The organism is Bradyrhizobium sp. MI1.7, from assembly GCF_055811795.1.
Window position 1 is genome coordinate 164,621 of sequence record NZ_JBVVPO010000002.1, and the last position, 14,576, is coordinate 179,196.

10 protein-coding genes are annotated in these 14,576 nt (G+C 66.3%); 3 read left to right on the forward strand and 7 right to left on the reverse strand.

Going from position 1 to position 14,576, the window contains the following annotated elements:
• Nucleotides 1-4: 4 nt before the first annotated feature.
• The 4 genes from AC0L3X_RS03520 to AC0L3X_RS03535 are packed head-to-tail and all read right to left on the reverse strand — an operon-like array spanning nucleotide 5 to nucleotide 4,222.
• Nucleotides 5-1,384, reverse strand: coding sequence for a glycosyltransferase family 4 protein (locus AC0L3X_RS03520; protein ID WP_063983534.1), 1,380 nt, complete (start codon nucleotides 1,382-1,384; stop codon nucleotides 5-7).
• Complete coding sequence (locus AC0L3X_RS03525) at nucleotides 1,381-2,121, reverse strand: ABC transporter ATP-binding protein (protein ID WP_063983533.1); 741 nt, start codon at nucleotides 2,119-2,121, stop codon at nucleotides 1,381-1,383. The genes AC0L3X_RS03520 and AC0L3X_RS03525 overlap by 4 nt, the downstream gene beginning before the upstream one ends.
• Nucleotides 2,122-2,124: 3 nt before the next feature.
• Nucleotides 2,125-4,053, reverse strand: coding sequence for a glycosyltransferase (locus AC0L3X_RS03530; RefSeq protein WP_063983532.1), 1,929 nt, complete (start codon nucleotides 4,051-4,053; stop codon nucleotides 2,125-2,127).
• Between the two features lie 7 nt (nucleotides 4,054-4,060).
• Nucleotides 4,061-4,222: a hypothetical protein gene (locus AC0L3X_RS03535; RefSeq protein ID WP_187387718.1), complete on the reverse strand. Its 162-nt coding sequence runs from the start codon at nucleotides 4,220-4,222 to the stop codon at nucleotides 4,061-4,063.
• Nucleotides 4,223-4,348: 126 nt separating this feature from the next.
• Here AC0L3X_RS03535 and AC0L3X_RS03540 point away from each other — a divergent pair, with 126 nt between their 5' ends.
• Both AC0L3X_RS03540 and AC0L3X_RS03545 read left to right on the forward strand, forming a co-directional pair.
• Nucleotides 4,349-5,248: a DUF6502 family protein gene (locus tag AC0L3X_RS03540; RefSeq protein ID WP_063983531.1), complete on the forward strand. Its 900-nt coding sequence runs from the start codon at nucleotides 4,349-4,351 to the stop codon at nucleotides 5,246-5,248.
• Nucleotides 5,245-6,453 carry a DUF5666 domain-containing protein gene (locus tag AC0L3X_RS03545; protein WP_063983530.1) on the forward strand — a complete coding sequence of 403 codons (1,209 nt, stop codon included), beginning with the start codon at nucleotides 5,245-5,247 and terminating at the stop codon, nucleotides 6,451-6,453. The genes AC0L3X_RS03540 and AC0L3X_RS03545 overlap by 4 nt, the downstream gene beginning before the upstream one ends.
• A gap of 32 nt (nucleotides 6,454-6,485) precedes the next feature.
• On the opposite strand, the gene AC0L3X_RS03550 is transcribed toward AC0L3X_RS03545, so the two are convergent.
• Nucleotides 6,486-7,853, reverse strand: a complete 1,368-nt coding sequence (locus AC0L3X_RS03550; RefSeq protein ID WP_187387717.1) for a M23 family metallopeptidase — start codon at nucleotides 7,851-7,853, stop codon at nucleotides 6,486-6,488.
• Between the two features lie 110 nt (nucleotides 7,854-7,963).
• Entirely contained in the window at nucleotides 7,964-8,653 is a 690-nt protein-coding gene (locus AC0L3X_RS03555; RefSeq protein WP_084795150.1) for a peroxiredoxin, read from the reverse strand.
• A 202-nt stretch (nucleotides 8,654-8,855) separates the two neighbouring features.
• On the opposite strand from AC0L3X_RS03555, the gene AC0L3X_RS03560 reads away from it, so the two are divergent.
• A complete protein-coding gene (locus AC0L3X_RS03560) occupies nucleotides 8,856-12,656 on the forward strand; it encodes a YhdP family protein (RefSeq protein ID WP_354131363.1) in 3,801 nt (1,266 codons plus the stop codon).
• Between the two features lie 139 nt (nucleotides 12,657-12,795).
• On the opposite strand, the gene AC0L3X_RS03565 is transcribed toward AC0L3X_RS03560, so the two are convergent.
• Nucleotides 12,796-14,490 carry a methyl-accepting chemotaxis protein gene (locus AC0L3X_RS03565; RefSeq protein WP_231144950.1) on the reverse strand — a complete coding sequence of 565 codons (1,695 nt, stop codon included), beginning with the start codon at nucleotides 14,488-14,490 and terminating at the stop codon, nucleotides 12,796-12,798.
• Nucleotides 14,491-14,576: the final 86 nt, after the last annotated feature.

The following is a 14,576-nucleotide window of genomic DNA, read 5'->3' on the forward strand; positions in this document are numbered from 1 at the left end:
ACGCTTATTGCGCGGCGGCCAGGCTTTCCCGGGGCATCTCATGCCCGAGGAAGTCGCGCGCCTGGGTCTCGTAGCCGAAGCGTTCGGCGAGCTCGTGTCGCCTCGCGCGGATGCGGCCGCGGTATTCCTCCTGCCGTGTCAGCACGCGGGTGATCGAAGCTGCGATCGCATCGGTCGAGAACGGATCGAAATAGTCGGCGAGCTCGCCCGCGACCTCACGGAACACCGCGATATCGGAGCACAGCACCGGCGTGTTCGCGGCCAGCGCCTCGATGATCGGTATGCCGAAGCCTTCGGCCAGGCTCGGCATGATCAGCCCGTGCGCCTCCGCGATCATGGCGGCCTTTTCATGCTCGTCGACATAGCCGGCGAAGCGGACATTTGGCGGCAGGTTGCGCATCCGGCTGATCTGGCCCGCATGACCGATCACCACCAGATCGGCCTGAGGGACGTTGCGGAAGGCACGAATGACGGTGGCGACGTTCTTGCGCGGCTCGTTCGACACGATGATGACGAAGTTCGGCCGCCCCGGACGCCCCGACAGGGCTGGGAGGTGGAGGACATCCGGGGCGTCGAACCGGGTGCGGGGATACACGACCCGCGCCGGCAGGTGCGCAAATTGCGGCAACAGTTCCCTGAACCGCATCATGCTATAGTTTGAAACGAAGGCGAGCTCGTCAGCCTGGCGCAGGCTGGTGCCGATCCGCGCCAGGAACTGCCGCGTGGCGATGTCGCTGAGCTTGAGGTCGGTGAGCGGCAGCAAATCGTGGACGACGCAGATCACCTTGGCGTTCGGCTTGCGCCTGATCGCGACCCGCGTCGGGGTGTCCACAACGATGAGATCATAGTCACGCGCGTCGATCCGCGGCGGCGGCAGCAGGAAGAAGGCCGAGGAGTCCTGATAGTCGAAGAATCCGGGCTCGAGCTGGAATTCGCTGAACAGTTCGAGATGGCGCATATCCGGCGGAATGTATTCGAGCGCGGCGGTCCGGTTCTCGATCAGCCGGGCTTGCAGGCCAAGCAGGCCGATCGCGCGCAGGAGGCAGAGGATATTATCCCGCGACGCCAGCATGGTGGCCTTGTGGCGGAGCCAGTCGAACCTGCGACGCGCGCCGCTGAGCATTACCGGCCCGCTCACGTTGACCTCGTCGAGGAAGCGATAAAGAGCGAGCAGCTCGATGTTGCGCGACTGCGCCGGAAACAGCTTCGTGCGTCGCTCGCGCCGACATAGCTTGCGGTAACGCTTCGAGGTTTCCACCAGCAACGTGAGTTCGTGGCCTTCCGACGCGAGCGACCGTACCAATTCCCGGGTGAAGTGGAAGATGCCGCGCTTGTGATTGGGTTGCCCGAGCGACTCGGACACGACCAGGATGTTCTGTTTCATGCGCGTTTCTCTCGGAGCTCAAAGGCGTGCGTGGCGGGCGGCTCGACCGCGATGGTCGAGGCGATGCGGCCGTGATCGAGGTTGATGATGCTGGAGCAGGTGCGGCGCAGCAGCGGCAGGTCGTGCGAGGCGATGATCACGATCGCTGCCTGCGAGACCAGGTTTTGCAGCCGCCTCTCGGCCTTCTCCGCAAAACGCTCGTCAACGACGCTGAGCCATTCGTCGAGCAGCAGGATGTCGGCCGGGAAAGCGGTGGCGGTCGCGAACAACACCCGCATCAGCATGCCCGAGGAGAACATCCGCAGGGGCAGGCGCTGCATGCGCGTTTCGAGCTCGGTGAAAGCCCAGATCTCGTCGATCACGCTACGTGTGGGCTTGCGACCGCTGATCCGCAGCAGCAGCGCGATGTTGTCCTCCGCCACGAAGTCCAGATTGACCCCGGCGTTCAGGCCGAGCAGGGGCACGACGTTGCCCCGGACCGTGACGCGGCCACTGCTCGGCGGATAGACACCGGCAATCAGGCGCAGCAGCGTCGACTTGCCGGAGCCGTTGGGCCCGGCGAGCCCGATACGGGCGCCGGCTTCGGCCTCGATCGAGACGTTGTCGACGGCGCGGATGATCCGCATCTCGCCCGGTTCGCGGATGAGGTGGCCGAGTAGCCGCCGCTTCAGCGAAAAGTCGTAGGCGCCGTAGAGCGGATAGTCGAGACAGACGTTGTGCAGGTTGATCGAGACCATGCGTCAAATCCAGAATGCGGCTTTGCGCAGGTGGACCAGCGTCAGCACGCTCGCAAAGATCAGCAGCGCCAGCGTGATGAGGACGTAGACGATGCTGGCGGGATCGATATTGCCGCCTGCAAGTGGCTCGCGCCACACCGCGAACAGATGCGTCAGCGGATTGAGCCGCATCACCGTCGAGCGGTGATTGATCATCTCGGCGGACCAGATCACGGGCGAGGCGAGGAAGGCGAGCATCAGCGTGGATTCGATGATCGGCTTGAGGTCGCGATAGCGCGTTGCCGTCGCGCCGAGGACGAGGCTCAAGGCGAAGGTACAGGCTATGAATAGCAGCAGGCCGGGCAACGCCGCCAGCGCGTGAGAGAGGTCGTGGGGCGAGAGGATCAGCCACAGCACCAGCGGCACGCAGGCGTTATGCAGCGCGAACAGCGCCTGGCGGAAGGTGCATTGGAGCAGGAAGATCACCGGCGGCAGCGCCCGGTCGCGGATCAGGCTCGCGGAATTCTGAAGCGCCGTGGTCGCATCGAGCACGACGCTGTTGAGGAAGGTCCAGGCCGTCATCGACAGCGCCAGCATCGGCAGGCGCGCCAGCATGTCGGCGTTCGACATCTGGCCGATCACCGAGCCCAATACTGCGACCACGATCGCCATCTGAAGCGACATCCAGAACGGGCCGAGCAGCGAACGCACGTAGCGGTGGCGCATGTCCGACCAGGCCAGTGCGGCCGCGATCCGGACGGTGTCCAGCCAGCCGGTCGCCTGCGGCGGCTCGGCGGCGGTTGCGGGTACCTTGCACGACGCGGTGACGGCGTCGCGGTAGACGGCCTGCATGCCTTCCCTGAAGGCTGGGGCGGAATAGCGGGTGAGGGCGCGCGTCCGGGCTGACAGTCCCATGCGGCGGCGGCGCTCGGGATCGCTGATCAGCGTGTCGATGGCATCGCCGAGCTTTTCGGCATCGCCTGGCGGCACCGTGATCGCCTCCATGCCGTGGCGGGCGACGCGCGGCACCGCGGTGTCGAGCGCCGTGTTCACGACAGGGCGGCCGGCGGCCATGGCCTCGAGCTGGACCAGGCCAAAGGTCTCGGCATTGGTGACCGACGGCATGACGAAGACGTCGGACAGGCACATCAGCTTGATGCGCTCGCTGTCGTTCACCGAACCGAGCAGGCGGACGCGGTCACCGAGGCCGAGCTCGCGGATCAGCTGCTCGAGCCGCGGACGCTCGGTGCCTTCGCCGATGATCCAGACCTCGAACTTGCGGTTGACCGCGGCGCGGATCAGGACGTCAAAGCCCTTGTAGGGCACGAGCCGGCCGCAGGCGAGCACGAGCCGGCCGCGATCGTTCACGTGGTGCGGCTCGATCTTCGGCCAGTCGTAACCCGCGGTGTCGATGCCGAACGGCACGATGTGGCATTTGTCGACGAATTCCCGCAGCAACGGCGTGTTCTCGATCAGCGCGTGGTCCGAGACGATGATCGCTTTCGCCCGGCGCAGTGTCCGCCGCATCAACGGTTCGATGAACCAGCGCAGGCCGGCATGGGTGACGATGTCGGCATGCCAGTGCACCACCAGCGGCCGATTGGCGCCGAAGCCGAAGGCGAAAACGAGGTCGGCGAGCGGGAAGGGGGCATGGAGCGCGAGCAAATCGTGCTCGGCGATCTTGCGCCAGAGCCGCCAGGGATAGGTGGGGGCGGCGGGAAGCGACAGGACATTGCCGAATGAGCGGACGCGCTCGACCGGCACATCGTTGACGACGATCTCGCGCCGCTCGGCCGATTGCGAGCAGACCAGCAAGGCGGAGGCGAAGCTGTCCTTCAGGCTGGCGCAGATGTCGCGGATCACCGTCAGCGTGCCGCCGAACAGGTCGGGATAATAGATCTTGAAGATGTGCAGCACCGACGGGCGGTGCGGAGTTTCGCTGGTGTGATGCATGATGGTGTCAGCCTGCGAGAAGGGCCGCGACGAACGGTGCGGCCAGCACCGAGATGAAGATCACGCCGCGCAACAGCGCCGGCAGCATCGGCTCGATTGCGCCGCGCCCCCAGTCAGGAGCCGGCAGAGCACGCAGTGAGTTGGAATTGCGGACCAAGCGGTCAGCCATGGGTGTGATTCCCTTTACGTCGCGCCCTCAGTGGCGCCTCGTGTACGTGGGAAAATTTACCACGTCAATCGGAAAGTGGGAAAAAGTGGGATTGTGTCCCACGTGGGGCACGGGTACAGTTCAGACATGAATGCCAAGTCCGGGTCCAAAGCAGCGGCTCCGCAGCCGACTGCCGCGAAGCTGCACGCGCCGCTGGCGCGGCTGCTGCGCCCGCTCGTTCGGCTCTGCATTCGCAGTGGCATGACTTTTCCGGCATTGGCGCAATTGCTTCGCGAGCTGTTCGTCAACGTCGCCGAGCACGATTTTGCGCTGGAGGGGAAGGAGCAGACCGACAGCCGTGTCAGCCTGCTCACCGGGATCCATCGCAAGGAGGTGGCGCGGCTGCGCGGTGCCGGCGCGCCGGTGCACGAGGCGCCGGCCGCGGTGTCGCTGACGAGCGCCGTGATCGCGCGCTGGCTTGCTGCGCCCGAATTCACCGATGCGAAAGGCGAGCCGCTGGCGTTGCCGCGCACGGCCGAGGGCGATGCGCCGTCGTTCGAGCAGCTGGTCGCCTCCGTCACCAAGGACGTGCGGCCGCGCGCGGTGCTCGACGAATGGGTCGACCGCAAGCTCGTCACCATCAACGATTCCGACGAGATCGAGCTGGTCGAGGCGGCCTTCGTCCCGAGCGGCGAGGACGACAGCAAATGGCACTATCTCGGCCGCAATCTGCACGACCATATCGCGGCCGCCGCACAGAACGTCTCAGGCGCGGCGCCGCGCTTCCTCGAGCGCGCGGTGCACTACAACAACATCTCGCCGAAGCTTGCCAAGCGCCTCGAGGCACGCTCGCGCGAGCTCGCGATGGACGCGCTGAAGACCGCCAACCGCGAGGCCAACCGCGCGCTCGGCAAGGACAAGGGCGGTGACGCCCGCTGGAATTTCGGCATCTACATCTACAGCGAAGACGCAGATGGCGAGGCAGAGGCCAAGGAAGGCGGCAAGGACAACAGCAAGGAAAGCGGCAAGAAGGGTGGTTCTTCATGAGCCGGCCGCCGCTGATCTCCCGCCGTCTGCTGCTGACAGGATTTTGGCTCGCCGGTACGGCGATGGCCCACGCGCAGGTCAAGCGCGGCACCGATCAGGGCATCGGCGGCACCGGAATCAGGCGCGGTGACGACCACGGCATCGGCGGCACCGGCATCGTCGGCGTGATCCAGCGGTTTGGCAGCATCTACGTCAACGGCGAGCGGGTCACTTATGCGAGCGACGTGCCGGTCCGGATCGACGGCGAGGCCGCGAGCCCCAAGGCTCTGCGCATCGGCCAGCTTGCGCGCGTGGTCGCGACCCGTCAGGCCGACGGCACGCTCGTGACGCGCAACATCACGATCGCGAGCGAGGTCGCAGGTCCGATCGAAACCGTGAAGGGCAACGAGCTGACGGTGCTCAGCCAGAAGATCGTCACAAGCGACAAGGAGAGCAAGCTTCGTGCGGGCACGCAGGTGGCCGTCTACGGCCTGCGCCGGACCGACGGCGTGATCGTCGCAAGCCTGATCGAGCCGCGGCGCGAGGCGACCGAGCGTGTCACCGGTCTCGTCGAGCGCGGGCCTGATGGCTTGCGTATTGGCGGGCTGAGGCTGAGCGGGGTCGATCCGCTGCTGGTTGGCCAGCGCGCCCAGATCGAGGGCCGTTCGAGCCAGGGCACGATGCAGGCCGCGCGCACGCGCATCGACGACTTCTCGGATCTCGTCGGCGCAAGCCGCCTCTCGATCGAGGCCTATGTGCAGCGTGTGGGATCGAACCTCCAGCTCGGCTCCGGCTTCGTGGCTCGTGACGGTTCGCGCTTCGGCCCGGCCGCCGGCGAAGCCCGCATGGTGGTCAACGGCGTGTTCGATCGCTCGCGCGGCTTCCAGGTGGAGTCGGCTCAGGCCATCGGTCAGGGGCCTGGAGCCCCTCCATCCGGTGGCGGCAGTCCCAATCGGTCGCCCGGCGGCTCGATCCTGCATCCGAACCGCGGTGCCACCACTCCGAGCGGCGGCCAGCCCGGCGCGCCCGGTGGTGGACCTGCGCCGGGATCTGGCCCTGGACCTGGCCCAAGTGCGAATCCCGGCTCCGCGCCGGCGGGCTCGAGCGGCCCGTCAGGCCCCGGCGGATTTGGTTCGCCCGGCGGTGGGCCCATGGGACCCGGCGGTGGAATGGGCGGTGGCGGCTTTGGAGGTCCCGGAGGCGGGATGGGCGGCGGCCGGCGGTAGGCGCGGCCACGCTGAAAGCGCGTGGTGCGGGCTTAGCCCGCGCTGAGCCGCACGCCGGCGCGCAAGAACTTCTGCGGATCGACCGCTTCGCCGTCGATGCGGGTTTCGTAATGGAGGTGCGGGCCGGTGGAACGGCCGGTCGAGCCGACGAGGCCGATGACCTGGCCGAGCTTCACGATCTCGCCGACCTTGACGTTGATCTCGGAGAGATGGCCGTAGCGGGTCGACAGCCCGTTGCCGTGATCGACTTCGACCATGCGGCCGTAACCGCCGGACCAGCCGGCCGAGACCACCTTGCCGTTGGCGGTGACGCGGGCGGGATCGCCGGTCGCGGCGCGGAAATCGAGACCGGTATGCATCGCGGGCCGGCCGAGGAACGGATCGCTGCGCACGCCGAAGCCGGAGGTGAATTCGACCTCGCCGATGACGGGCTTGCGGTAGGGTACCAGCGCCAGCGTGCGATTGAGCCGATCCATCTCGGCGCGGGTAACATTGATGCGGTTGAGCTGTTTCTCAAACGGCCCGGCATTGGCCGTCAGCTTGACGGGCACGAAAGGACCGCCCATCGCGGAGCGCGGCACGGCGGCTTCGAGGCTGGCGAGATTGAGGCCGAGGTCGCTGACGACACCGCGCATCCGGCGCATGCGTGAATCCATGCCTTCCTCGACGGCGCTGAGCGTCGCCATCTGGCGACGCTCGACCTGGTCAAGCGAGGTCGTGAGCCGGACCAGGACGTTGTCGAAACCCTGGTTCTTGGCGAATTGGCTGGTCGGCGGTGCCGCGACGGTCAGCGCACGCGACTCAAGCCGTGCTTCGCGATCGGGCGGTGCCACGAAGATCACGGTGTCGCTGATCGGCGACGGCTTCGGCGTGCCCTGCGTCGCGCCCTGGCTCGAATCACCGCGCTGCGGGGCCGTGCGGGGGATTGATCCGGTCACGTCGGGCATGGCCCCGAGCGCCGTGGCGCGGGACTCCAGCGCCGTCTGGCGCTTCATGATCTGGTCGAGCTTCTGGTCGAACTGTTCCTGGTCGAGCAGCTGCCGGCTGGTGGTGCGGTCGACCTTGGCACGGAGCTCGGCGATGCGATCCTCGTAGGCGTACTGCATCTCGGCCTGACGTGCGATCAGCCGGGTCAGGACGTCGTCGCGGAAGGCGAAATAGGTCGCGGTCGCGGCCGACCAGAGTCCGAGCAGCACGACGGTGCCGACCACGATCCAGAACACCACAGGTCCGAGGCGGACCTGCTTGCCGTGGTGCACGATGGTGTAGGCGTCGTCGGTCGAGGGAAGGGGGATCGCGGCTGCAGCCACGGCGGCGGCAGGACGGCGATGGAGGGGCCGTCCGTGGTCGTGCGCGTGATGTTGGGGGTACTGCGAATATTGGGCAGAACTTTTCGACATCGGCACTCCCGCGCCGGTCGGATGAGTCCGTACGGCCTAATTGCCGCAGCAATCTGGGCCGGTCATGGTTAATTTTCCGGAAACGGAACCACTCGAATTTAACGGATTGGTTAAAGGCCTCTTGCCGCTTCCAGCACCTCGTCGGCGTGGCCGTCGACGCGGACATTGCGCCAGACCCTGGCTACCTTGCCGTCGGCACCAAGCAGTATCGTGGTGCGAAGAACTCCGAGGAAGCTCTTGCCATACATAGATTTTTCGCCCCAGGCGCCGTACGCCTCCAGCATCTCGTGTTTCTCATCCGAGATGAGGGGCATGCCGAGGCTGTGCTTGTCGCGGAACTTCTCCTGGGCCCTTAACGGATCGGCGGAGATGCCGAGCAGGGCCGTGCCGGCAGCGCTGAAAGCGTCCGCCAGCCGCGTGAAATCGATCGCCTCCCGGGTGCAGCCGGGCGTGTCGGCGCGGGGATAGAAGAACAGGACGAGCTTCCGACCGGCATAGTCGGCGAGCGAGACCACATCGCCGCCGTCGCGGGGCAGCCGGAAGGCGGGCGCCCTCTGGCCTTCGGTCAGGGCCGGCTTCGCCTTCGCGGGCGCGGAGGCCGATTTGGAGGAATTTAACTGTTTCGACGCGGCCTTATGTGATCCTGCTTTTGCTACGGTCCTGGTTGATTTGCTCGCCTGCGTCCGCTGTGTTTTCGCGGACTTTGTTTGAGTCGTTGCCCGCTTGGTCGGGGTCTTCTTTTTAGCTGTTGCGATGCCGGAGGGCGTTTTGGACGATTTCTTTCGGGATTTCTTGGACATACGCCTTCCTTTCGTCGCTTTCGGCGGGTCAACCAAAGCGGTATTGCAGCTCTCGTCCGGTGTGCCGGAATCGCCCTCGTCTGGGCAAGTCTGGCGACGCCGGGGTATGGTTACAAGGAATTCCACGCACCACCCCACTGCTCGTTGAACGCGCGCCCGGGGCGAAATGACGAACAGCAGGAACATTCGAGGTATGGCGGCAATGCCGGCGCGGGGAGCTTCGCTTCCCGCGGACGGCTGCGGTCCCGGCGGTGCTCAATCCTACGATGGGCGCCTGTATCGAGAGGCAATGGCAAGGAATACGTCGCCCCAGGATTACAATCGGGATTTCGATCGGCGCGGCGGTCAACAGCAGCCGCAGGAATGGGACGACGCCGACTGGGATCCGGATCAGGAAGCAGCGGCGGGCTATCGGGCGCGCCGGCTGTTGTCGCGTTCCAATTCAGGCTTCCATCGTTTCGGTGACGGGTTTGCGTCAATGCGCCGCTGGCTGGCGGCTGATCGCTGGCTGAAGCGGCTGGCCATCGTGGTCGGAGCCCTTGCCGTCATTTTCATCGGCTGTTTCGGCGCGCTGTGGTGGCGGCTTGGTGCGGGTCCCATCAATCTCGACATCGCGACACCCTGGCTCGCTGCTGCCATCGAGGACAATATCGGCCACGGCAACACTGTGGAGGTCGGCGGCACCCAGATCGAGCGGGCCGGGCGGATCCGCATCGCCGTGCGCATCCGCGACATCGTCGTCCGCGACCATGATCACGCCATCGTCGCCACCGCGCCGAAGGCCGAAGTGAAGCTGTCGGGGGCGGGTCTCCTGATGGGGCACCTGCGCGCGGAAAGCCTCAACCTCGTCGATGCCGAGCTGGCGATCCGCATTGCGCCCGACGGCACCGTCACCGTGTCCGCCGGCGACACCGCCAAGCCGCTGGCAACCGGCGTCGCATCCAAGAAGGAAGCGGGCCTGCCGCCGACATTCCCGCGCAACGGTGTCCCGCCGCCGCCATTCGCCACCGGACCTGCAAGCCCGGACGCATCGCAGGCTGCTCCCCAGGCCGCTGCCCCGAGCGGCATTCTTCAGGGCCTCGACTGGCTCGACAGTCTGAGCATGACCGGCCTCGACGGCCAGAACCTCAACGAGATCGGTCTGAAGAACGGCAATCTGATCGTCGACGATCAGCAGCGCGGCAGCAAATGGAGCTTTGAGAACATCACGCTCAGCCTGCGCCGGCCGAGCCATGGCGGCGTCGCGCTCAGCCTAGGCGAGGAGGGCGCGCGCCCGTGGTCGCTGCGCGCCACGATCGGCCCTGCCGAGAATGGTGTGCGTTCGGTCGACATCCGCGCCGATAAGCTTTCCACCGCCAACATCCTGCTGGCGCTCCGGGTGAAGGACTTCACCTACACCGCCGACCTGCCGCTGACCGGCGAGCTCAAGGGCGAGCTCGGCCGCGACGGCGTGCCGACCTTCTTCCGCGGCAAGATCGCGGTCGGTGCGGGCAACATCATCGACACCGACACGCCTGACTATCCGATGGCGATCGACTCGGCCGAGATCAACGTCGAGTGGGATTCGAACCGGCGGGTATTGGTCGCTCCGTTCAAGATTCTCTCGGGCGCGAACCGCCTGACGCTTCTGGCCCATCTCGAGCCGCCCAACGGCACCATCAACGACTGGCAGCTTGGCTTCAGCGGCGGCTCGATCCTGCTGGGCGGCATCGACAACGAGCCCCCGCTGGTCTTCAACCGCATCGCGATCGGCTTCCGCTTCGACACCGACCACAAGCGCATGCTGCTGACGCAAGCCGATATCAGCAATGGCGAGATCGGCGTCGCCGGCACCGGCGCCATCGACTATTCGGGCGAGCCGCGGCTGACGCTGGGCTTTGCGGGAACGCCGATGTCGGCCTCCGCGCTCAAGCGGATGTGGCCGACGCTCGTCGTTCCCGAGTTGCGCGAATGGGTGATCGAGCGGATCGAGCGCGGCACGCTCCAGCGCATCGAGATCGGCGTCAATTCGCCGACGAAGAACCTCCCGCGCAAGGGCCCGCCCATTCCCGACGACGGCCTGTCGGTCAACATCGTCGCGAGTGGCGTCGCGGTCCGCCCCGTGGATGGCATGCCGGTGGTGCACGATGCCGATTTGAAGGCGCGTGTGACCGGGCGCACCGCGACCGTGAATATCGGGCAGGGCATTGCCGATACGCCGGCGGGCCGCAAGGTCACGATCTCCGACTTCGTCTTCGAGGTGCCGGATATGGCGCCCAAGCCGTCGCCATCGCGGACCAGGTTCCGCGCCGACGGCCCCGTGGCGGCCGCCGCCGAAATCCTCTCCAATGATCGGCTCAGCGATCTGTCGGCGACGTTCGTCGATCCCAACACCAGCAAGGGAACGTTCTCGGCGAACATCCAGCTCGGCTTGCCGGTCAAGGGCGCGCTGACCAAGGGCGACACCAGCTACGCCGTCAGCGCCGACCTCAACGGCTTTGCCGCCGACAAGCTGGTGATGAACCAGAAGCTGGAGGCCAACAACCTCAAGGTATCAGCCAACAACCAGGGCTATCAGGTCAAGGGCGACGTCAAGATCAACGGGCAGGCGGCTTCGCTGGACTACCGCAAGCCGACCGAGGGCGACGCTGACGTCAAATTGCAGGCCACGCTCGACGATGCGAGCCGCGCGCGTCTCGGATTCGACCTCAGCCCTGCCGTGAGCGGATCGCTGCCGATCAAGCTGTCGGGCAAGATCGCCGGAGGTCCCGACCAGACGACGAAGCTCGGTGTCGAGGCGGACCTGACCTCGGTCAAGCTCGACAACATCCTGCCCGGCTGGGTCAAGCTGCCGGGCAAGTCGGCCAAGGCCAGCTTCAAGGTGGTGCCGACGGCGCAATCAACGCGTCTGGAGGACATCGTCGTCGAAGGCGGCGGCGCCTCGATCAAGGGCTCGCTCGAGGTCGATCCGAACGGCGACCTCATGAACGCGAACTTCCCGACCTACGCTCCGTCCGACGGCGACAAGGCCTCGTTGAAGGTGGAGCGTGGCCAGGACGGGGTGGTGCGGGGCACGATGCGCGGGGATGTGTTCGACGGCCGCGGTTTCCTGAAGTCGGCGATCTCGGGCAATTCCAAGGACGACGCCAAGAACAAGATGAAGAACGTCGATTTCGACATCGACGTGAAGCTCGGTGCCGTCGCGGGCTTCAACGGCGAGGCGATGCGCAGCGTCGACGGCAAGATGTCGCGGCGCAACGGCACCGTCAAAGCCTTCACGCTGAACGGCAAGATCGGCCGCGACACGCCGGTGGCAGCCGATTTGCGCGGCGGCCGCGCCCAGGGCAATCGCGAGGTGATCTACCTCCAGACCAACGATGCCGGCGCGTTGCTGCGCTTCACCGACACCTACACCAAGGCGATCGGCGGCCAGATGGTGGTGGCGATGGAGCCGCCGACGTCGGAGCCGAACACGACGCGCGAGGGCCTCATCAACGTCCGCGACTTCACGGTGAAGGGCGAGGCGCAGCTCGAACGCGTTGCCGCCGGCGCGCCCAACGGCACCGGGAACGGCGTCTCCTTCAGCGCGCTGCGCGCCGAGTTCACGCGCCAGAACGGCGCGCTGACGATCCGCGATGGCGTCGTCAAGGGCCCGATGATCGGCGCCACCATCGAGGGCTCGATCGACTATCCCGGCAACCAGGTCTGCATGAGCGGCACCTTCGTGCCGATGTACGGCTTGAACAACATGTTCGGACAGATTCCGGTGCTCGGGTTGTTCCTGGGCGGTGGCGACAAGGAAGGCCTGATCGGCGTGACCTACGAGGTCGTCGGCACGCCGGCCGCGCCGGTGATGCGCGTCAATCCGGTTTCGGCCATGGTGCCGGGTGTGTTCCGCAAGATCTTCGAATTCAACACCGGCAAACAGAACACGCCGTTCGAGGAATTCCCTTCGCAGTCGAACGACGGCTCGACCGGATCGACGCGCCAGCTCTCGAGCGGCTGCACCCTCGCGCGGCGATAACCCACTAAAATTCGCAGGTGCTCGTCATGCCCGGGCTTGTCCCGGGCATCCACGTTCTTCGTGCAGAGCGGCTATAAAAACGTGGATGGCCGGGACAAGCCCGGCCATGACGCATGTGGAGGGATTGGCGTCGGGAAGCTTAGGCCGCGCGCACGCCTGCCAGGAAGGTGCCGACCTCGCCGGAGAGCTGCTCGGCCTGCTTGGAGAGATTGCTGGCCGCAGCGAGGACCATGCCGGCGGCGTTGCCGGTCTCGTTCGCTGCGGTGCTGACACCGCCGATATTGGTGGTGACTTCCTTGGTCGCCTCAGCGGTCTGCGAGACGCTGCGGGCGATCTCGGCGGTGGCGGCACCTTGCTCCTCGATGGCCGCGCCGATCGAGGTGGCGATGCGGCTGACTTCCTCGATGGTGGCGGTGATGCCACCGATGGCGTCCACGGCCTCCTTGGTCGCGCCCTGGATCTGGGCGATCTTGTCGCCGATCTCGCGGGTGGCTTCCGCGGTCTGGCTCGCCAGCGACTTCACCTCGGAGGCGACGACGGCAAAGCCGCGGCCGGCTTCACCGGCGCGCGCGGCCTCGATGGTGGCATTGAGCGCGAGCAGATTGGTCTGCGCCGCGATGCTGGAGATCAGCTCGGCGACGTGCTCGATCTGCTGGGCGCCGTCTGAGAGCGCACGGACGATGGTGTCGGTGCGGCGTGCGCTGTCCACGGCGCGGCCGGTCACTTCGGCGGATTGCGCGACCTGGCGGCTGATCTCGGTGATGGAGGAGGAGAGCTCCTCGGCGGCAGCCGCGACCGTCTGGACGCGCTGGCTGGCTTCGGTGGCGGCCGAGCCGACCACGGCGGCGCGGCGGTTGGTGCCCTCGGCCGTGGACGACATCGACTTGGCGGTGGTCTCGAGCTCGCCGGAGCCCGAGGCCATCAGGCCGACGAGCTGGCCGACCGAGGCATCGAAGCGGTCGGCGAGCGAGATCAGGGCGTCGCGTTTCTCCTGCTCATTGCGGGTCTTGGCGGCAACCTGCTCGGCCTCCAGCGTGCGCGCCGTCAAAGCGGTCTGCCTGAGCACTTCGAGCGTCTCGGCCATGCGGCCGATCTCGTCGCCGCGATCGGTCTCCTCGACCGGCCTGTCGATAGCGCCTTCGGAAATCTCCTGCATGCGGGTCTTCTGGCGGTTGAGCGCGCCGAGCACGTCGCGCGCGATCAACCAGGACAGCGTCGCCATCAGCAGCATCAGGCCAACGCCGATTGCGGCGAGCTCCAGCGTCAGCGCGCGCACGTCGGCGTCGATGTCGTCGACATAGAGACCGTAGGCAATTGCGACGTTCCAGGGGGCGAACTGGCGGGCGAACACCAGTTTGCGAACCGGAACCGTCTCGCCCGGACGCGGGAACAAATAGGACAGGATACTGCCTTCCGGTGTCTGCTTGCCTGCGGCCACCGTGGCATCGCCGATCACGATGCCATTGGCATCCTTGATGCCGTTGTTCTTGCCCTCGAGCTGAGGCGCGCCGCCATTCATCATCACTGTTGAATCGGCGGTATAGACGACGGGATAGCCTTGGCCGCCGTTGAACTTCATTCGCCGGCCGCGCAGCTTGAACTGGTCTTGCGCATCGGCGAGCGTCATCTTGCCGGCGGCGACCTCGTCCTGGAGCGATTGCGCGAAGCCGTGCAGCAGATCGACTGCCGTCTGCATCTGGCGCGCGCGATCTTCGAGCATGCGCGTCTTGCTGAGATAGGCTGACGCGACGATGAGGGCAGTCACGGTGAGCGCCGCAAGACAGACCATGCTGGCAAGCTTGGTGCGGATTTTCAGGTGACTGAGCAGCGTCATAACGGCCTCGCGAACGGTTGCAAAATGCTAGTTCTCGCGCAGCCGTATCAGGAAGTCCTTACCATTCCTGAACGCAGGGCACGGCG